At 49.2% G+C, this 18,138-nt stretch carries 18 protein-coding genes; 10 read left to right on the plus strand and 8 right to left on the minus strand.

Annotated elements, in window-relative coordinates:
* Positions 1-18: 18 nt before the first annotated feature.
* The 6 genes from murC to lpxC all read left to right on the plus strand — a co-directional run bounded on the left by murC (position 19) and on the right by lpxC (position 6,737).
* Positions 19-1,494 (plus strand): UDP-N-acetylmuramate--L-alanine ligase, encoded by a 1,476-nt coding sequence (gene murC / locus GC128_RS14720; RefSeq protein WP_151994950.1) that lies wholly within the window; start codon positions 19-21, stop codon positions 1,492-1,494.
* Positions 1,487-2,407, plus strand: a complete 921-nt coding sequence (locus GC128_RS14725; RefSeq protein ID WP_151994951.1) for a D-alanine--D-alanine ligase — start codon at positions 1,487-1,489, stop codon at positions 2,405-2,407. Before murC ends, GC128_RS14725 begins: the two co-directional genes overlap by 8 nt.
* Position 2,408: 1 nt before the next feature.
* Complete coding sequence (gene ftsQ, locus GC128_RS14730; RefSeq protein WP_151994952.1) at positions 2,409-3,245, plus strand: cell division protein FtsQ; 837 nt, start codon at positions 2,409-2,411, stop codon at positions 3,243-3,245.
* A 2-nt stretch (positions 3,246-3,247) separates the two neighbouring features.
* The gene (ftsA, locus tag GC128_RS14735; RefSeq protein WP_034460940.1) at positions 3,248-4,504 is read left to right on the plus strand and encodes a cell division protein FtsA; all 1,257 of its coding nucleotides are present in this window, start codon (positions 3,248-3,250) and stop codon (positions 4,502-4,504) included.
* A gap of 63 nt (positions 4,505-4,567) precedes the next feature.
* Entirely contained in the window at positions 4,568-5,719 is a 1,152-nt protein-coding gene (ftsZ, locus tag GC128_RS14740; protein WP_064539921.1) for a cell division protein FtsZ, read from the plus strand.
* Positions 5,720-5,819: 100 nt separating this feature from the next.
* Complete coding sequence (lpxC, locus tag GC128_RS14745; RefSeq protein ID WP_034460936.1) at positions 5,820-6,737, plus strand: UDP-3-O-acyl-N-acetylglucosamine deacetylase; 918 nt, start codon at positions 5,820-5,822, stop codon at positions 6,735-6,737.
* An 8-nt stretch (positions 6,738-6,745) separates the two neighbouring features.
* On the opposite strand, the gene GC128_RS14750 is transcribed toward lpxC, so the two are convergent.
* Positions 6,746-7,264, minus strand: coding sequence for a DUF721 domain-containing protein (locus GC128_RS14750; RefSeq protein ID WP_034460935.1), 519 nt, complete (start codon positions 7,262-7,264; stop codon positions 6,746-6,748).
* Between the two features lie 22 nt (positions 7,265-7,286).
* Here GC128_RS14750 and secM point away from each other — a divergent pair, with 22 nt between their 5' ends.
* From secM to mutT, 3 genes are all read left to right on the plus strand, one after another.
* Positions 7,287-7,793 (plus strand): secA translation cis-regulator SecM, encoded by a 507-nt coding sequence (gene secM, locus GC128_RS14755; RefSeq protein WP_151994953.1) that lies wholly within the window; start codon positions 7,287-7,289, stop codon positions 7,791-7,793.
* Positions 7,794-7,860: 67 nt separating this feature from the next.
* Positions 7,861-10,566: a preprotein translocase subunit SecA gene (secA, locus tag GC128_RS14760; protein ID WP_151994954.1), complete on the plus strand. Its 2,706-nt coding sequence runs from the start codon at positions 7,861-7,863 to the stop codon at positions 10,564-10,566.
* A gap of 64 nt (positions 10,567-10,630) precedes the next feature.
* The gene (gene mutT / locus GC128_RS14765; RefSeq protein WP_151994955.1) at positions 10,631-11,020 is read left to right on the plus strand and encodes an 8-oxo-dGTP diphosphatase MutT; all 390 of its coding nucleotides are present in this window, start codon (positions 10,631-10,633) and stop codon (positions 11,018-11,020) included.
* Here the strand turns inward: mutT and yacG are convergent.
* Genes yacG through coaE form a run of 3 tightly spaced genes read right to left on the minus strand, consistent with a single transcriptional unit; the run spans position 11,017 to position 12,587 of the window.
* Positions 11,017-11,214, minus strand: coding sequence for a DNA gyrase inhibitor YacG (gene yacG / locus GC128_RS14770; protein ID WP_034460927.1), 198 nt, complete (start codon positions 11,212-11,214; stop codon positions 11,017-11,019). The two genes, mutT and yacG, sit on opposite strands and share 4 nt — an antisense overlap.
* Before the next feature lie 9 nt (positions 11,215-11,223).
* Positions 11,224-11,967: a cell division protein ZapD gene (gene zapD / locus GC128_RS14775; protein WP_151994956.1), complete on the minus strand. Its 744-nt coding sequence runs from the start codon at positions 11,965-11,967 to the stop codon at positions 11,224-11,226.
* Positions 11,967-12,587 carry a dephospho-CoA kinase gene (gene coaE / locus GC128_RS14780; protein WP_151994957.1) on the minus strand — a complete coding sequence of 207 codons (621 nt, stop codon included), beginning with the start codon at positions 12,585-12,587 and terminating at the stop codon, positions 11,967-11,969. The genes zapD and coaE overlap by 1 nt, the downstream gene beginning before the upstream one ends.
* Before the next feature lie 309 nt (positions 12,588-12,896).
* Here coaE and GC128_RS14785 point away from each other — a divergent pair, with 309 nt between their 5' ends.
* Positions 12,897-13,940, plus strand: a complete 1,044-nt coding sequence (locus tag GC128_RS14785; protein WP_151994958.1) for a GMP reductase — start codon at positions 12,897-12,899, stop codon at positions 13,938-13,940.
* Between the two features lie 39 nt (positions 13,941-13,979).
* On the opposite strand, the gene hofC is transcribed toward GC128_RS14785, so the two are convergent.
* From hofC to nadC, 4 genes are all read right to left on the minus strand, one after another.
* Positions 13,980-15,185 (minus strand): protein transport protein HofC, encoded by a 1,206-nt coding sequence (hofC, locus tag GC128_RS14790; RefSeq protein WP_151994959.1) that lies wholly within the window; start codon positions 15,183-15,185, stop codon positions 13,980-13,982.
* Entirely contained in the window at positions 15,178-16,557 is a 1,380-nt protein-coding gene (gene gspE / locus GC128_RS14795) for a type II secretion system protein GspE (protein WP_151994960.1), read from the minus strand. The genes hofC and gspE overlap by 8 nt, the downstream gene beginning before the upstream one ends.
* 3 nt (positions 16,558-16,560) lie before the next feature.
* A complete protein-coding gene (gene ppdD, locus GC128_RS14800) occupies positions 16,561-17,010 on the minus strand; it encodes a prepilin peptidase-dependent pilin (protein ID WP_151994961.1) in 450 nt (149 codons plus the stop codon).
* Positions 17,011-17,198: 188 nt separating this feature from the next.
* Complete coding sequence (gene nadC / locus GC128_RS14805) at positions 17,199-18,089, minus strand: carboxylating nicotinate-nucleotide diphosphorylase (protein ID WP_151994962.1); 891 nt, start codon at positions 18,087-18,089, stop codon at positions 17,199-17,201.
* Positions 18,090-18,138 lie beyond the last annotated feature (49 nt).

Here is an 18,138-nt window from a genome sequence, read left to right on the forward strand (position 1 = left end):
GACGCTGCAGGTTAGAGAATGAATACACAACAACTGGCGAAACTGCGTTCTATCGTGCCCGAGATGCGTCGCGTCCGGCACATTCACTTTGTTGGCATCGGCGGCGCCGGTATGGGCGGTATTGCCGAAGTTTTAGCTAACGAAGGTTACCAGATTAGTGGGTCTGATCTGGCTCCGAACCCGGTCACTCAACAGTTGTCGGCGCTGGGCGCCACGATTTATTTCAACCATCGCCCGGAAAACGTGCTTGATGCGAGCGTTGTGGTGGTTTCCACAGCTATCTCTATGGATAACCCGGAAATTGTTGCAGCTCATGAAGCACGTATTCCTGTTATTCGTCGTGCCGAAATGCTGGCCGAGCTGATGCGCTTCCGCCATGGCATCGCGATTGCCGGTACGCACGGTAAAACGACCACTACGGCGATGATTTCTAGTATTTATGCAGAAGCAGGCCTCGATCCTACTTTTGTGAATGGCGGCCTGGTTAAAGCGGCAGGAACACATGCGCGTTTAGGTCACAGCCGTTACCTGATTGCAGAAGCAGATGAGAGTGATGCGTCATTCCTACACCTGCAACCAATGGTTTCTGTGGTCACGAATATCGAAGCTGACCACATGGACACTTACCAGGGTGACTTCGAGAACTTAAAGCAGACGTTTATTAACTTCCTGCACAACTTACCGTTCTACGGCTTAGCTGTAATGTGTGTCGATGATCCGGTGATCCGCGAGTTGTTGCCGCGCGTAGGTCGCAAAATCACTACATACGGTTTTAGCGAAGATGCGGATGTGCGCATTGAAAGTTATCTGCAGAAAGGGGCTCAGGGCCACTTCACTATTTCGCGTCAGGATAAACCTGCGTTGCACGTTACCCTGAATGCACCTGGCCGCCACAATGCATTAAATGCGGCTGCTGCGGTGTCTGTTGCCACAGAAGAAGGTATTGATGATGCCGATATTCTGCGTGCCCTGGAAAGCTTCCAGGGAACCGGACGTCGCTTTGATTTCCTCGGCGAATACCCGCTAGCAGAAGTGAATGGTAAAGAAGGCAGCGCCATGCTGGTGGATGACTACGGTCACCATCCGACAGAGGTCGATGCAACCATTAAGGCGGCGCGCGCGGGCTGGCCGGATAAAAACCTGGTCATGATTTTCCAGCCACACCGTTTCACTCGTACCCGTGATTTGTACGATGACTTTGCTAACGTATTGTCGCAAGTGGATTCATTGCTGATGCTGGACGTTTATTCTGCTGGCGAAGCTGCAATTCCCGGTGCTGATAGTCGTTCACTTTGCCGCACCATTCGTGGCCGTGGAAAAGTGGACCCGATTCTGGTCCCAGATGCCAGTCAGATCGCTGACGTTTTAGCACCCGTTTTGTCGGGAAATGACTTGATCCTGGTGCAAGGTGCAGGAAATGTTGGGAAAGTTGCCAGAAACCTGGCTGAATTTAAATTGCAGTCCCACACTAAGGAAGGAGACCAACATGGCTGATAAAATCGCTGTCCTGCTGGGCGGTACTTCCGCTGAACGTGAGGTGTCATTGCAATCAGGTGCTGCAGTACTTGCAGGTCTTCGAGAAGCAGGAATTGATGCACACGAAGTCGATCCTAAAAACACGCCAGTGACCGAGCTAAAAGCGCTGGGTTTTGACAAAGTATTTATTGCCTTACATGGTCGTGGCGGGGAAGACGGAACGCTGCAAGGATTGCTGGAATTCTTAAAGTTGCCGTACACCGGTAGCAGCGTGATGGCCTCTGCTGTCACTATGGATAAATTGCGTACCAAATTGCTGTGGAAAGGTGCAGATTTACCGGTTGCTCCGTGGGTTGCGTTAACTCGTCGTGATGTTGAAGCGGGCATTCATGCAACCACAATTGAACGCATCGCAAGCTTAGGGCTACCTGTCATCGTTAAGCCAAGCCGTGAAGGCTCAAGCGTTGGTATGTCTAAGGTTGATAACGTTGCAGTACTGCCCGCAGCGCTTGAATTAGCCTTCGAACATGACGAAGAAGTGCTCATTGAGAAATGGTTAAGTGGCCCTGAGTACACGGTTGCGATTCTTGGCGAAGAAATATTACCGTCAATTCGTATCCAACCCGCTGGAATTTTCTATGATTATGAGGCGAAGTATCTCTCTGATGAGACACAATATTTCTGCCCGAGCGGTTTAATTGAGCAGCGCGAGCAAGAATTGCAGGCTTTAGTGCTGCAAGCCTGGCAAGTTTTGGGCTGCAGTGGCTGGGGGCGCGTAGACGTCATGCTAGATAGCGACGGTCAGTTTTATCTGCTTGAGGTTAATACCTCTCCGGGTATGACCAGCCATAGTCTTGTGCCAATGGCAGCACGTCAGGCAGGTATGACGTTCTCTCAACTGGTAGTGCGTATTCTGGAGTTGGCAGACTGATATGTCGCAAGCAGCTCTGAATACGCGTAATCGCCAGGAAGAAGAAGAAACCAGTTCTCGTCGCAGTAATGGTGGGCGACTGGCCGGGATAATTTTCCTGAGCGCAGTACTCTTTACGGTATTTATCGGCGGCTGGATTGTGGTCGGCTGGATGGAAGATGCTCAGCGCCTGCCGCTATCGAAGTTGGTGGTTACTGGTGAACGGCATTACACCCGTAACGATGATATTCGTCAGTCAATTCTGGCACTTGGGCCCCCTGGCACCTTTATGACCCAGGATGTGAATATCATCCAGCAGCAAATTGAACGCTTGCCATGGATTAAGCAGGCGAGTGTAAGAAAGCAGTGGCCCGACGAATTGAAGATTCATCTGGTTGAATATGTGCCCATCGCGCGCTGGAATGATCAGCATATGATTGATGCGCAAGGAAATTCGTTTAGTGTTCCTGCAGAACGTTCTGCAAAGCAGACTTTACCTATGTTATCCGGGCCAGAAGGCAGTGAAGGTGAAGTGTTGGAAGGCTTCCGCGACATGGGTGCAGTGTTGGCAAAGGATAAATTTACGTTGAAAGAAGCGGCGATGACCGCTCGTCGCTCCTGGCAATTGACGTTGAATAATGGCATTAAGCTCAACTTGGGCCGGGGCGATACGATGAAACGCTTGAGTCGCTTTGTGGAACTTTACCCTGTTCTGCAGCAGCAAGAGCAAGCCGACAACAAAAGGATTAGTTATGTCGACTTGCGTTATGACTCAGGCGCGGCAGTAGGCTGGCAGCCTGCTCCCGTAACAGAACAACCTAATCCTAATCAGCAACAGAATCAGGCACAGGCAGAATAACAATGATCAAGGCGACGGACAGAAAACTGGTAGTAGGACTGGAGATCGGTACCGCAAAGGTTGCCGCTTTAGTAGGGGAAGTTCTGCCTGACGGTATGGTCAATATTATTGGCGTGGGCAGTTGCCCATCGCGTGGTATGGACAAAGGTGGCGTAAACGATCTTGAGTCAGTCGTTAAATGCGTTCAACGTGCGATAGACCAAGCCGAGTTGATGGCTGATTGCCAGATATCTTCGGTCTACCTTGCGCTGTCAGGTAAGCATATTAGCTGTCAAAACGAGATTGGTATGGTGCCAATTTCTGAAGAAGAAGTGACGCAGGAAGACGTTGAGAACGTTGTTCATACCGCAAAGTCGGTGCGCGTACGTGACGAACATCGTGTTTTGCATGTAATCCCGCAAGAATACGCGATTGACTACCAGGAAGGCATCAAAAATCCTGTAGGTTTATCGGGTGTCCGAATGCAGGCTAAAGTGCACTTGATTACTTGCCACAACGATATGGCCAAAAACATCGTCAAAGCTGTTGAACGATGTGGTCTTAAAGTTGACCAACTGATTTTTGCAGGTCTTGCAGCGAGCTATGCAGTATTGACCGAAGATGAACGTGAATTAGGGGTCTGCGTAGTCGATGTCGGTGGTGGTACTATGGACATCGCGGTTTACACTGGCGGCGCATTACGCCACACCAAAGTTATCCCTTATGCCGGGAATGTGGTGACCAGTGATATCGCATATGCTTTCGGCACTCCGCCGAGTGATGCTGAAGCCATTAAAGTGCGCCATGGGTGCGCGCTGGGTTCGATAGTAGGTAAAGACGAAAACGTTGAAGTGCCAAGCGTAGGTGGACGTCCACCGCGTAGCCTACAACGCCAGACGCTTGCAGAAGTTATCGAGCCTCGTTATACCGAATTATTGAACCTGGTAAACGAAGAGATTTTGCAGTTACAAGAACAACTTCGCCAGCAAGGTGTGAAGCACCACCTGGCCGCTGGGATTGTTCTGACAGGTGGTGCCGCGCAAATCGAAGGGCTGGCTGCCTGTGCACAACGGGTGTTCCATACGCAAGTACGTATCGGGCAACCGCTTAATATTACAGGCCTGACTGATTATGCCCAGGAGTCTTATTACTCCACAGCAGTCGGCTTGCTGCACTACGGGAAAGAAACACATCTCAGTGGTGAAGCAGAAGTGGAAAAACGAACCTCTGTCGGCTCATGGATTAAACGAATCAACAGCTGGCTGAGAAAAGAGTTTTAATTTTTATAAGAGACCAGACAAAATTAGCGGTCTCAGGCGACAGGCACAAAACGGAGAGAAACTATGTTTGAACCTATGGAACTGACCAACGACGCGGTGATTAAAGTCATCGGCGTCGGTGGTGGCGGCGGTAATGCCGTTGAACACATGGTGCGTGAACGCATCGAAGGTGTTGAATTCTTTGCAGTGAATACTGATGCTCAAGCGTTACGTAAAACTGCTGTAGGCCAGACTATCCAGATTGGTAATGGTATTACCAAAGGTCTGGGAGCTGGAGCGAACCCTGAAGTGGGTCGTACCGCTGCGGAAGAAGACCGCGACGCGTTACGTGCGGCCCTTGAAGGCGCAGACATGGTATTTATCGCTGCAGGTATGGGCGGTGGTACAGGTACAGGTGCTGCACCTGTAGTTGCAGAGGTTGCTAAAGATCTGGGCATTCTGACCGTTGCTGTTGTGACTAAGCCATTCAATTTCGAAGGCAAGAAGCGCATGGCATTCGCGGAGCAGGGTATTGCTGAGCTCTCTAAGCACGTCGACTCCTTGATCACCATCCCTAACGACAAATTGTTGAAAGTGCTGGGCCGTGGTATTTCTTTGCTTGACGCTTTTGGCGCAGCAAACGATGTGCTCAAAGGCGCAGTGCAGGGTATCGCAGAACTGATTACTCGTCCGGGCCTGATGAACGTCGACTTTGCTGACGTGCGCACCGTAATGTCCGAAATGGGTTATGCCATGATGGGCTCTGGTGTTGCAAGTGGCGAAGACCGTGCTGAAGAAGCGGCAGAAATGGCGATTTCCAGCCCACTGTTGGAAGACATCGATCTGTCCGGCGCTCGTGGCGTTCTGGTCAACATCACCGCTGGCTTCGACCTGCGTCTGGATGAGTTCGAAACTGTGGGTAACACCATTCGTGCGTTCGCATCTGATAACGCGACTGTGGTTATCGGTACTTCTCTGGACCCAGAGATGAACGACGAACTGCGTGTAACTGTTGTTGCAACCGGTATTGGCATGGACAAACGTCCAGAAATTACCCTGGTTACTAACAAGCAGACTCAGCAACCAGTTATGGATCGCTACCAACAACACGGTATGGCTCCGCTTCAGCAAGAGCAGAAACCTGTTGCCAAGGTAGTTAATGACAATACGCCACAAACGACGAAAGAGCCTGATTATCTGGATATTCCAGCGTTTTTGCGCAAGCAAGCTGATTAAGAATAAACCGGAATTTGGGGAACTGCGCTCTTTGTGCTAAACTGGCCCACCGATTGTGATATACACTTCGGTTGGATAGTTAATTTGGCGAGATTATACGATGATCAAACAAAGGACTCTTAAACGTATCGTTCAGGCGACTGGTGTCGGTTTACATACCGGCAAGAAAGTCATGCTGACGTTACGCCCTGCGCCGGCAAATACCGGGGTCATCTATCGTCGCACTGACTTGAATCCTCCGGTAGATTTTCCGGCAGATGCCAAATCTGTGCGTGATACCATGCTCTGTACTTGCCTGGTGAACGAGCACGATGTGCGGATTTCTACCGTTGAGCATTTGAATGCCGCCCTTGCGGGATTAGGTATTGATAACATCATTATTGAAGTCAATGCCCCTGAAATCCCAATCATGGACGGTAGTGCAGCGCCATTCGTCTACCTGCTGCTTGATGCTGGGATTGACGAATTAAACTGTGCGAAGAAATTTGTACGCGTTAAAGAAACAGTGCGCGTTGAAGACGGCGACAAATGGGCTGAATTCAAGCCGTATAATGGTTTCTCGTTGGATTTTACCATCGACTTTAACCATCCGGCGATTGATGCCAGCACCCAACGCTACAGCATGAACTTCTCTGCTGACGCGTTTATGCGCCAGATTAGTCGTGCTCGTACCTTCGGTTTCATGCGTGATATCGAATATCTGCAGTCCCGTGGTTTGTGCCTGGGCGGTAGCTTCGATTGTGCCATCGTTGTTGACGATTATCGCGTACTGAACGAAGACGGCTTGCGTTTTGAAGATGAATTCGTTCGTCACAAAATGCTCGATGCAATTGGTGACTTGTTCATGTGCGGCCACAACATTATCGGCGCGTTTACCGCCTATAAATCTGGTCATGCGCTGAATAACAAATTGCTTCAAGCGGTTCTGGCGAAGCAGGAAGCCTGGGAATGGGCAACCTTCGAAGACGATGCTGAGCTCCCGCTAGCGTTCAAAGCACCAAAAATGGTTCTGGCATAACACCAGAATTATTTATTGCGACTGGTTTCATTGGTACTCTCTCCGGCCAATGATGCCAGTCGTTCTATTATTGCCTTCAGTTTCTCAGGGCTACGTTCAGCCACCATTCTTAATGCCTCTGCACTTTGCTGACTCAGAACTCTGTTAACCCCTTCAGTTTTCCCCTTCACTGTTTGAATGCTGTTTTCTTGTACTGATTCTTGCCCAATTGCAGCCAGTGATGGATTAATCCTGATGTCGATTGATGTCAATGATGGTAATATTTGTGCACGTAATGCACTCAGTAGCGTGGCTTGTTCATAGCGTAAACGCATCAACCAGCTAGCATTTGCAGTTTCAAGTACGAGAATGCCTTGTCGGAAATTTGCTACCCGGCACCAGGGATGTAGTTGAGCGGGTAATATCCCTTTCACAGCCCTGTTGAGCCTAAGTAGTGCAGTTGCGCGTTGTTGCACGTTTTGCAACACGCTTTCGGCTCCAGCATCATCGAACAAATGATCTAAAGATTGTGGGCGACTATCACGCATACATAATGCTCCGGCGGATAAAGTGATTGGTATTCTAAATTGTTGGCGACAGTTTGGCAGACGTTATTTCTGGCCGCATCTCTTATTAGGGATGGTCGCGGCGAGTTTTGGTATGCCTGCTCTCAGCCAAAATACCGAGCCAACAGCCCCTGCTGAAACATCCACCAGCAGCCACGATTACCTCAACAAGGTCAGCTTCAATAGTCTGGCATTATTGCAGGAAAGTACCCGCCGACCATCATTTAGTGTCGATTACTGGCATCAGCATGCAATTCGAACTGTAATTCGTCACCTTTCTTTTGCAATGGCACCGCAAACGCAGCCAGCAGCACAAGAGAATTTGCCACTTCAGGCACATAAACTCGCTTTACTGGACACGCTCAGTGCGCTGCTCACTCAGGAAAGCAAACCCCCAGTTATTGTGCGTAATACTGCACTTTGGCAATCGCCAGCTGTCGAGACTTTTAGTCCTGCCATTTGGATAAGCCAGGTCCAGGGTATCCGCGCTGGCCCACAACGCCTCAGCTAACTCCATTTCCTTTAATTATAACGTTATTTTTAGCTCTGCCCTGACGGTAGGCGTTTGAGAATTAATTATGCTAATCAAATTATTAACTAAAGTTTTCGGTAGCCGTAACGACCGCACCCTGCGTCGTATGCGTAAAGTTGTCAATCTTATCAATAGCATGGAACCGGAAATTGAAAAACTTTCCGATGATGAATTAAAAGCAAAAACTGGCGAATTCCGTGCGCGCCTTGAGAAAGGTGAAGTGCTGGAGAATCTGATCCCAGAAGCTTTTGCTGTTGTTCGTGAGGCGAGTAAACGTGTATTCGGCATGCGCCACTTCGACGTGCAGTTGCTCGGCGGTATGGTTCTGAACGAACGTTGTATCGCAGAGATGCGTACTGGTGAAGGTAAAACACTGACGGCTACTCTGCCTGCATACCTGAACGCCTTAAGTGGCCGTGGTGTTCACGTTGTTACCGTGAACGACTATCTGGCTCAGCGTGATGCTGAAAACAACCGTCCGCTGTTCGAATACCTGGGCTTGAGCGTTGGCATCAACTTGCCAAACATGCCTGCACCAGCAAAGCGTGAAGCTTATGCAGCAGACATCACTTACGGCACCAACAACGAATACGGCTTTGACTACCTGCGCGACAATATGGCATTCAGCCCTGAAGAACGCGTTCAGCGTAAACTGCACTATGCATTGGTGGATGAGGTTGACTCAATTCTTATCGATGAAGCGCGTACGCCGCTGATTATCTCCGGCCCTGCTGAAGATAGCTCCGAAATGTACCGTAAAGTAAACAAAATCATCCCGAGCCTGATCCGTCAGGAAAAAGAAGATTCTGATACTTTCCAGGGTGAAGGCCACTTCTCTGTGGACGAAAAATCTCGTCAGGTAAACATTACTGAACGTGGTCTGGTACTGGTTGAAGAGTTGCTGGTTCAGGAAGGCATTATGGAAGAAGGCGAGTCTTTGTACTCCCCAACTAACATTATGCTGATGCACCACGTGACTGCTGCACTGCGTGCGCATGTTCTGTTCACCCGTGACGTTGACTACATCGTTAAAGATGGCGAAGTCATCATCGTTGATGAACACACCGGTCGTACCATGCAAGGTCGCCGCTGGTCTGATGGCCTGCATCAGGCTGTTGAAGCCAAAGAAGGCGTGGACATTCAGAACGAAAACCAGACGCTGGCATCCATCACCTTCCAGAACTACTTCCGTCTATATGAAAAACTGGCGGGTATGACGGGTACTGCGGATACCGAAGCGTTCGAATTCAGCTCTATCTACAAGCTCGATACCATCGTTGTGCCAACTAACCGCCCAATGATTCGTAAAGACATGCCTGATCTGGTCTACATGACTGAAGCAGACAAGATTGTCGCAATCATTGAAGATATTAAAGAGCGTACTACTAACGGTCAGCCTGTGCTGGTCGGTACCATTTCAATCGAGAAATCCGAAGTGGTTTCTGCTGAATTGACCAAAGCGGGAATCAAACACAACGTTCTGAATGCCAAGTTCCACGCTAACGAAGCGGGTATCGTTGCTCAGGCCGGTTATCCAGCCGCCGTGACCATCGCAACCAACATGGCAGGCCGTGGTACGGATATCGTGTTGGGTGGTAGCTGGCAGGCAGAAGTTGCTGAGCTTGAAGACCCAACTCCTGAGCAAATCGCGCAGATTAAAGCTGAGTGGCAGATTCGTCATGATGCGGTTCTGGCATCGGGTGGCTTGCACATCATTGGTACTGAGCGTCACGAATCTCGCCGTATCGACAACCAGCTCCGTGGCCGTTCCGGTCGCCAGGGTGATGCGGGTTCATCTCGTTTCTACCTGTCCATGGAAGATTCACTGATGCGTATTTTCGCATCGGATCGTGTTTCAGGCATGATGCGTAAACTCGGTATGAAACCGGGCGAGGCGATTGAACACCCATGGGTTACTAAGGCAATTGCTAACGCCCAGCGTAAAGTTGAAAGCCGTAACTTCGATATCCGTAAACAGCTTCTGGAATATGATGATGTGGCCAACGATCAGCGTCGCGCGATCTACAGCCAGCGTAACGAATTGCTGGATGTGAGCGACGTTAGCGAAACCATCAACAGCATCCGCGAAGACGTCTTTAAAGTGACTATCGACGCACACATTCCACCGCAATCACTGGAAGAAATGTGGGATGTTGAAGGTCTGGAAGAGCGCCTGAAAAACGACTTTGATCTCGAGCTGCCAATTAAAGAGTGGCTGGATAAAGAGCCGGAGCTGCATGAAGAAACACTGCGTGAGCGTATTTTGCAAAACGCTATCGAAGTGTATCAGCGTAAAGAAGAAGTGGTTGGCGTTGAAATGATGCGTCACTTCGAAAAAGGCGTCATGTTGCAGACACTGGATTCACTGTGGAAAGAGCACCTTGCGGCGATGGATTACCTGCGCCAGGGTATCCACTTGCGTGGCTATGCGCAAAAAGATCCTAAGCAAGAATACAAGCGTGAATCTTTCGCCATGTTTGCATCAATGCTTGAAGCGCTGAAATATGAAGTGATCAGTACGCTCAGCAAAGTGCAGGTTCGTATGCCTGAAGAAGTAGAGGCAATGGAGCAACAGCGTCGTGAAGAAGCCGAACGTTTGGCGCAGATGCAACAGTTGAGCCATCAGGATGCTGACACACTTGCTGCTGAAGAGTTGGCTGCGGAAACAGGTGAGCGCAAAGTGGGCCGTAACGATCCGTGCCCATGCGGTTCTGGTAAGAAATTCAAACAGTGTCATGGCCGTTTAAGCTAAGAACGTAATTGTCGATAAAGGCGCAGCTTGCTGCGCCTTTTTTCTATGGAGCAGCTGCACAAAAATGAAACAACTCGAAATCGCCGTTGGCATAATCCGCAATCAAGCGGGTGAAATTTTCATTACTCAAAGAGCGGCTGATGCGCATATGGCCAATAAGCTTGAGTTTCCCGGTGGGAAGATTGAAGCCGATGAAACGCCTGAACAAGCATTAGTCCGTGAGCTTCAGGAAGAAACAGGTATTACAGCCACTGATTTCACGCTGTTTGATAAACTGGCTTACCAGTTCCCGGATAGGCATATCACACTGTGGTTTTTCATGGTGGAAAGCTGGGAAGGCGAGCCGTGGGGAAAAGAAGGGCAACCGGGTCAATGGATTGCGCAAAATGCGCTGGTGGCGTCAGATTTTCCACCAGCTAATGAACCGGTAATTAGCAAACTACAGCAAGATTAACGCAGATCTTCTTCACTCCAGTCGTCGCTTTCTGATAAATCGCCGCTGCTAGGAATTCGTTTTTCCTCGGCGGCCCATTCACCTAAGTCAATCAACTGGCAGCGTTTGCAGCAAAATGGGCGATATGGGCTGGTTTCATCCCAGATGACAACTTTACCGCAGCCCGGGCAATTCACTTTTATTGTTTCAGTCATATTCGCTCCTTAACAGCACGCCAGCTCAAAATCGAGACGTTCAGGGATGAGTCCATTTTCGCTATCCAGCGGTAAGAAACGGATCGCAAAACGGCTCTTATGACCAGAAACCTGCGGATAAAGCTGGTACGAAAGATCCAGCTGTAAACGCAGCAAATCGGCGTCATCCCCGTTATTCTGATAAAAACCATTCAGGCTGGTTTGTTTACGTAATGGCGCGGAATTACGAATAATATCGAGTACCAGATCCAGCGCTTGCTTTAACGGCTGCAACGTCGCAAGCCAGCTATTAATTTGTGCATCACGTTGATCCTGGGGTGAATACAGCCAGATGTGCAATGTTGGCAAATCAAAACTACAGCACCCGCCAGGAATACTCAGACGCTGGCGAACCAGGGCAATCAAACGGTCTTCACGTAATGCCTGCCCCAGGCGAGGAGCGGCCATTAAAACACCGCCGCGTTCTTTGAGTTGGCTACGCAGTGAATCAATTCGCTGCATATCTACACCCGGAACTTCAGACCAGTTCAATAACTTACGCTGCTGGCGTTCCAGTTCTTTAAGAATATCTGTGCGAATCTCACCGCGCTCAAAGACATCGAGCAGGTCACCGATATTGCGGAAAAAATGAAGTGCTTTGGCCGTTTCGTCTACCGGTAATGAACTTTCGAGTTGTTGGATTAAGAACTCGATACGCAACCAGGTACGCATTTTTTCATTAAGTGGGTGCTCAAAAAGAATCTGGGTGCTCATTATTCGTTATCCTGCTGTGCGGCCTGGGCCGCCAGTTCCAGATACTGGCGGTGCAGACGGTCAACATGTGCGGCCACCTTGTCGGGGGCACCATCATTATTAATTACATCATCGGCGGCGCTTAAGCGTGCCTCGCGTGTCGCCTGTGCTGCAAGGATTTGCAGCACATGTTCGCGACTAACTTTATCGCGCGCAATAGTACGTGCGATTTGCACTTCTGGCGAGACATCAACAACCAGAACACGATCGGCCTTTTGTTGTAGGTTATTCTCAATTAACAACGGAACAACCCACAAAATGTAGGGAGAAAGAGCCTGGTTGATTTCAGCTTGGGTTCGCTGATGGATAAGTGGGTGTAGCAGGGCATTGAGCCATTTTTTCTCCTCAGCGGAAGAAAAGATCTTTGCGCGAAGAGCTCGACGGTTGAGAGTGCCATCCGGAAGGAGGATCTCATCACCAAAATGGTCAGAAATAATGCGAAGAGCGGGCTGACCTGGCTCTACGACCTGACGCGCAATCACATCAGCATCTACAACGGTAATACCTAAGCGGGAAAAGTTATCGGCGATAGTACTCTTACCACTGCCAATGCCACCCGTTAATGCAACCGTATAAACCATAAGAGTCGGACCCTGAAGCGATTTTATATTTCTAAGGTAAATTTTAACGATTGTAGCGTAAAAAAGACTGTTTTCGCAGTCTTGCGGCTGCATTAATAGTGCGTATGATAGCGTCACTGGAATTGGTAGTTATACCCGCCATACTTCAAGCCGCAGATGTGTTGGCCGCACTCATAAACCCCAGTTACTTACTCAAGTAAGCTCCCGGGGATTTGCTCCCTTGCGCCTTTCTGCAACTTGAATTATTCAGGATATAGATTGCTGATTGCGTTCACGCGTCCTTCGCCATTCGACCCAGGAATCTGCAACATGCGTATTGAAGAAGATTTGAAGTTAGGTTTTAAAGACGTTCTTATCCGCCCGAAACGTTCCACACTGAAAAGCCGCTCTGATGTAGAACTCGAGCGCCAGTTCACTTTCAAACACTCCGGTATTGCATGGTCAGGTGTTCCGATCATCGCTGCTAACATGGACACCGTTGGTACATTCGGCATGGCCCAGGCATTGGCCTCGTTTGATATCCTCACCGCCGTTCATAAGCACTACTCTGTTGAAGAGTGGAGCAACTTCGTTAAGTCTGCTTCAGACGACACCCTGAAGTTCGTGATGGTTTCAACCGGTACATCAGACGCTGATTTCCAGAAGACCAAACAGATTCTTTCTTTGAACCCAGCGCTGAAATTTATCTGTATCGATGTGGCTAATGGCTACTCCGAACACTTCACTCAGTTCGTTTCTAAAGCGCGTGAAGCATGGCCGGACAAAGTTATCTGTGCAGGTAACGTTGTTACTGGTGAAATGTGCGAAGAGCTTATCCTTTCCGGTGCGGACATCGTTAAAGTTGGTATCGGTCCAGGCTCTGTGTGTACTACTCGTGTGAAAACAGGTGTTGGTTACCCACAGCTTTCTGCTGTTATTGAATGTGCTGATGCTGCTCATGGCCTCGGTGGTCAGATTGTTAGTGACGGCGGTTGTACTATGCCGGGCGATGTTGCTAAAGCATTTGGCGGCGGCGCAGATTTCGTGATGCTGGGCGGTATGCTGGCTGGTCATGACGAAAGTGGTGGCACAATCGTTGAAGAAAACGGCGAGAAATTCATGCTGTTCTACGGTATGAGCTCCGAATCTGCAATGACCCGCCATGTTGGTGGAGTTGCACAGTACCGTGCAGCAGAAGGTAAAACCGTTAAGTTGCCATTGCGTGGCCCTGTTGAAAATACTGCCCGCGATATTATGGGTGGCCTGCGTTCTGCATGTACTTACGTTGGTGCTTCTCGCCTGAAAGAGTTGACCAAGCGTACTACGTTCATTCGTGTGAATGAGCAGGAAAACCGCGTTTTCAATAGCCTCTAAGCTATCAGCGACATACGGCGTGGCATTTTCGCTACGCCGTCATCCCGCGCTCATTGCATCTCCTAACTGAAAAATAGGCAGATACATCGCGATGACCAGCGTTCCAATGATAATCCCCACAACTAACATCATTACTGGCTCCAGAGCGGCGGCAAGATTGTCTGCCAGTTCCTCGGTATGGTTATGATGCCAACACGCTAGCTTCTCGAGCATTAAATCCAGGGCGCCTGACTCTTCTCCTATTCGTATCAATTGGCAACACAATGGTGTGAAGCGCTCGCTTTGTGAGAGTGTTTGCCACAGTGGGATTCCTTGAGTCACCTGGTGGTTTATTTGCACAATAACCTTCTTCCACATTAGTTGCGGCAAAGTGGTTTCTACAGCTTTAAGCCCTTGCAGCAAGGGAATTCCTGCCTGCTGGGAAAGGGATAGCGTGGTATAGATTTGGCTAAGGATTTGCCCACGCCATAGCGGAGCGAGCAATGGGGTTTGCAGCATCAGACGTTGTTCGTACTCTTGCCAGTGAGGTTTCTTTATTCGCAAATAATAGCCAAAGGCCGTGAGTATAAGAGTGGCTAACAGCCACCATGCTCCCTGTGTTGTTACCCAGTTTGATGCTGCCATTACCGCCACTGTAATAGCGGGTAAGGGGGCATTAAATGAACGATAAATATTGGCAAATTCAGGCAGTACAAAACTCATCATCCCGATAGTCACCAGTAGTGCTATCGCTACGATAAACAGTGGATAACGCAGGGCTTTCATGACCTTTTTACGCAGCTGGTACAGTTTTTCTTGTTGAGCTGCCAGCTTTAGGCAGCACTCGTCTAGCTTTCCGGTTAGCTCACCGATATGAATCAGAGCGATGAACAACGGCGGGAAAATCCCAGGCCATTGTTGTAAGGCGGCAGAAAAAGAGATGCCATTAGAAACGCGATGCCCGATGTCCTTAAGTAATGCCCGCCATTCACCAAAAGGGTGTTGCTGCGCAATAAGTATTAGTCCGTCAGACAAGGATATTCCCGCCTGAAGCAACGTCGCCAACTGGCGGAATACCTGTATTTTTTGCTGAATATGCCAGCAACCTCGGCGGGTGTGCGATATTTTCCGCAATTGTAAAAGCTGGAGGTCCGAAGTGATTAACTGTTCGCTGACAGATTCCGCATCATCCGCAAGCACATCCCCTTGTTGAATTTGCCCGTGTTGATCGACTGCTTTCCAGTGCCAGAGTACAAACTTAGTCATGAGGAACACCAAGCACCCGATATAGTTCTTCGAGAGTGGTTAGCCCTTGTTCAACAGCCTGGCAGCCACTTTCAAATAGCGTCATCATGCCTTGTTGTCTTGCCAGCGTTTCGATTTCATAGGCTGGCATGCCGGCAATAATTGCTGATTGAAGTGCTGTATCGATAAGCAAAATTTCAAATAATGCACTTCGTCCGTAGAACCCTCCATAACAGCGTTCACAGCCAGTTGCTTGCCAACGAGGCAAAGGAGTTGCCCAAAGCGATGTGGGTAGGATGATGTCTTCGGGGAGTTGTTCTTTACAGTGTGGGCAGAGTTTACGTACCAGGCGCTGTGCAACGACCATATTCAGTGCAGATGCTAACATCCATCGCGCGACTCCCATTTGTTCGAGGCGAACGACAGTCTCGGTCGTGGAATTGGTATGCAGTGTTGAAAGTACCAGATGCCCTGTTTGCGCTGCTTTAATGGCTATTTCTGCCGTATCGCCATCACGAATTTCACCCACCATGATGATATCCGGATCCTGACGTAGTAAGGCGCGTAAAACACTTTGAAAATTAAGCCCTGCCTTAGTGTTAATTTGCGTTTGATTAAGACCTTGCATGGGGATTTCTATCGGGTCTTCAACACTACATAGATTGGCTGAGACTTGGTTGAGTATCTTTAATGCACTGTAAAGCGTGATTGTTTTCCCACTCCCAGTGGGGCCTGTGACGAGAATCATGCCCTGGGGATTGGCTAAAGCGCTTTGAAAGCGAGAGCTATCCTCTGGTGACATGCCTAACTCCGATAGCTCAAAGGTTTGCTCTGTTTGTGCCATCAAACGTAAGACAACTTTTTCACCGTGATACACCGGCAGGGTCGCTATGCGAAATGAACATTTGCACTGTTCAATCTCGATCTCCATTTGCCCATCTTGAGGAAGGCGGCGTTCTGCTATATCCAGATTTCCCAATACCTTAAGCCGTGCGGTTAGCGGTGCAGCCAGATGCGCTGGCAGCAGGGGTTGCAGTTGCAGCACGCCATCAACGCGAAAACGAATTTGATACCCTTGCTCTACCGGTTCGAAGTGAATGTCTGATGCCCTGAGTTGCAGGGCTTTGTGGAGTGTATCTTGCAACAGTTGAACCACTGGAGCCGTATTCTCAAGAGGTTCCTCTGCGCTAACAGACGGCCGTGAGTGCCTTGCTTTTTCCAGCTGTTCAACTGGCCAGTATTCAACATTGGCAGGCTTATCACAGATAAAACGCAATGCTTCAAAAAACTGTACGGGTGGGTTTGGTGCAATAGCGATATGCAGCAATGGAGCTTCAGAAAGCAATATCGCCTGATATTGGTTACACAGTGCGAGAATCTGCTGATTTGCCATGGTTTAATTTCCCGCTTGTTTATTATCAAAACGGAAGACTTCTTCGCAGGTTTGTTGAAGAGAATTATTACTGGCAGCGCTACAGGTTCGTGACCAGCCTTCGATTCCTTCTACATCACTCCAGCGTGGAGACAGGGAAATGGTCAGCCCGTTGAGACTTTCTTGCCCCGCAAGCGTAACAGCACCTTGTTCGATGCTCATGCTGCTTACATAGCGGGTGGTTTTCGGTGAAGGGATACTATTACTCCCCGCGTCACATTCGCTAACTCCGCCCCTTTCAATCGCGCAAAGTTCAATGGCGGTACGGTAGGGCAGGAAGGTTTGCAACACGTCAGTCAGAGCCGCTTTACGCAGGTAGTTTTGATAGGTGGGAATACCGATGGCGCTAAGAATCGCAATAATACCGATGACTACCATCAGCTCAATAAGTGTGAATCCTTGTTGTTTGTTCATATGCCGCTCCTGTTTGAGATAGCGGCACTTTGCGTCGTTTGAATTCTTCAGGCGAGTGCGAGTGTAAACATCAGGATGTTGTCTTCCAAAATATTTTAGGTATTTGCAGAGACGGCAATAAAAATGCGAGCGATACCGTAACGGGAAGAAAGAGGCAGATGATTTTTAGCTCATCTGCCTGGCAGAAATTAGCGGAAACGCATGGAGAGATCGAGCGCGCGGACATGTTTAGTCAGTGCGCCAACAGAGATAAAGTCGACACCCGTTTCAGCAAATTCACGGATAGTTTCTTTAGTTACGTTTCCTGAAACTTCCAGACGTGCTTTACCATTGGTGATAGCGACAGCTTTACGCATGTCTTCAACGTTGAAGTTATCGAGCATGATAATGTCAGCTCCGGCATGCAGCGCCTGTTCCAGTTCATCAAGAGATTCGACTTCAACCTCAACAGGCACATCTGGATGGAACCAAAAGGCTTTTTCTATCGCCTGGCGAATGGAACCTGAGGAGATGATGTGGTTCTCTTTAATCAAAAATGCGTCGGACAGACCTAAACGGTGGTTGCTACCACCGCCACACAGTACTGCGTATTTCAACGCGGTACGAAGGCCCGGCAGAGTTTTACGGGTATCGAGCAATTGCGTGTTTGTGCCTGCCAGCAAATCAACATAGGTGCGCACTTCGCTTGCCACACCAGACAGCGTTTGCACAAAGTTAAGCGCGGTGCGCTCGCCAGTTAATAGCACGCGTGATAATCCAGTTAATTCGAAAAGTGGTTGGTCAGCGGCAACGAGATCGCCATCTTCAACATGCCAGGTCACTTTGACATCCCCGCCAAGTTGGATGAAAACCTCTTCGACCCAACGTTTACCACAGAACACGCCATCTTCACGGGTGATGATTACGGCATGTGAACGGTGATCTGCATCCAGGAGCTGCGCAGTGATATCGTTATTGGGGTTGACGTCACCACCAAGATCTTCACGCAAAGCCTGAGAAACAGCTGCTGGAATATCAAGGTTAATACGGTCGAGAAGCTCGTCACGTCGGCGGTCTGGGTTATAACGGCGAGGAGGCATGATAAAACTCCGAAATGGCTTAGTTAATGTCGAAACATGCTACATTGAT

Source organism: Buttiauxella massiliensis (assembly GCF_902500225.1).
Lineage (GTDB): Bacteria > Pseudomonadota > Gammaproteobacteria > Enterobacterales > Enterobacteriaceae > Buttiauxella > Buttiauxella massiliensis.

Excerpts from the sequence above, each read along its gene's own strand:
- murC (WP_151994950.1), top strand. The coding sequence starts at position 19 with ATGAATACACAACAACTGGCGAAACTGCGTTCTATCGTGCCCGAGATG.
- GC128_RS14725 (WP_151994951.1), top strand. The coding sequence starts at position 1,487 with ATGGCTGATAAAATCGCTGTCCTGCTGGGCGGTACTTCCGCTGAACGT.
- ftsQ (WP_151994952.1), top strand. The coding sequence starts at position 2,409 with ATGTCGCAAGCAGCTCTGAATACGCGTAATCGCCAGGAAGAAGAAGAA.
- ftsA (WP_034460940.1), top strand. The coding sequence starts at position 3,248 with ATGATCAAGGCGACGGACAGAAAACTGGTAGTAGGACTGGAGATCGGT.
- ftsZ (WP_064539921.1), top strand. The coding sequence starts at position 4,568 with ATGTTTGAACCTATGGAACTGACCAACGACGCGGTGATTAAAGTCATC.
- lpxC (WP_034460936.1), top strand. The coding sequence starts at position 5,820 with ATGATCAAACAAAGGACTCTTAAACGTATCGTTCAGGCGACTGGTGTC.
- GC128_RS14750 (WP_034460935.1), bottom strand. The coding sequence starts at position 7,264 with ATGCGTGATAGTCGCCCACAATCTTTAGATCATTTGTTCGATGATGCT.
- secA (WP_151994954.1), top strand. The coding sequence starts at position 7,861 with ATGCTAATCAAATTATTAACTAAAGTTTTCGGTAGCCGTAACGACCGC.
- mutT (WP_151994955.1), top strand. The coding sequence starts at position 10,631 with ATGAAACAACTCGAAATCGCCGTTGGCATAATCCGCAATCAAGCGGGT.
- yacG (WP_034460927.1), bottom strand. The coding sequence starts at position 11,214 with ATGACTGAAACAATAAAAGTGAATTGCCCGGGCTGCGGTAAAGTTGTC.
- zapD (WP_151994956.1), bottom strand. The coding sequence starts at position 11,967 with ATGAGCACCCAGATTCTTTTTGAGCACCCACTTAATGAAAAAATGCGT.
- coaE (WP_151994957.1), bottom strand. The coding sequence starts at position 12,587 with ATGGTTTATACGGTTGCATTAACGGGTGGCATTGGCAGTGGTAAGAGT.
- GC128_RS14785 (WP_151994958.1), top strand. The coding sequence starts at position 12,897 with ATGCGTATTGAAGAAGATTTGAAGTTAGGTTTTAAAGACGTTCTTATC.
- hofC (WP_151994959.1), bottom strand. The coding sequence starts at position 15,185 with ATGACTAAGTTTGTACTCTGGCACTGGAAAGCAGTCGATCAACACGGG.
- gspE (WP_151994960.1), bottom strand. The coding sequence starts at position 16,557 with ATGGCAAATCAGCAGATTCTCGCACTGTGTAACCAATATCAGGCGATA.
- ppdD (WP_151994961.1), bottom strand. The coding sequence starts at position 17,010 with ATGAACAAACAACAAGGATTCACACTTATTGAGCTGATGGTAGTCATC.
- nadC (WP_151994962.1), bottom strand. The coding sequence starts at position 18,089 with ATGCCTCCTCGCCGTTATAACCCAGACCGCCGACGTGACGAGCTTCTC.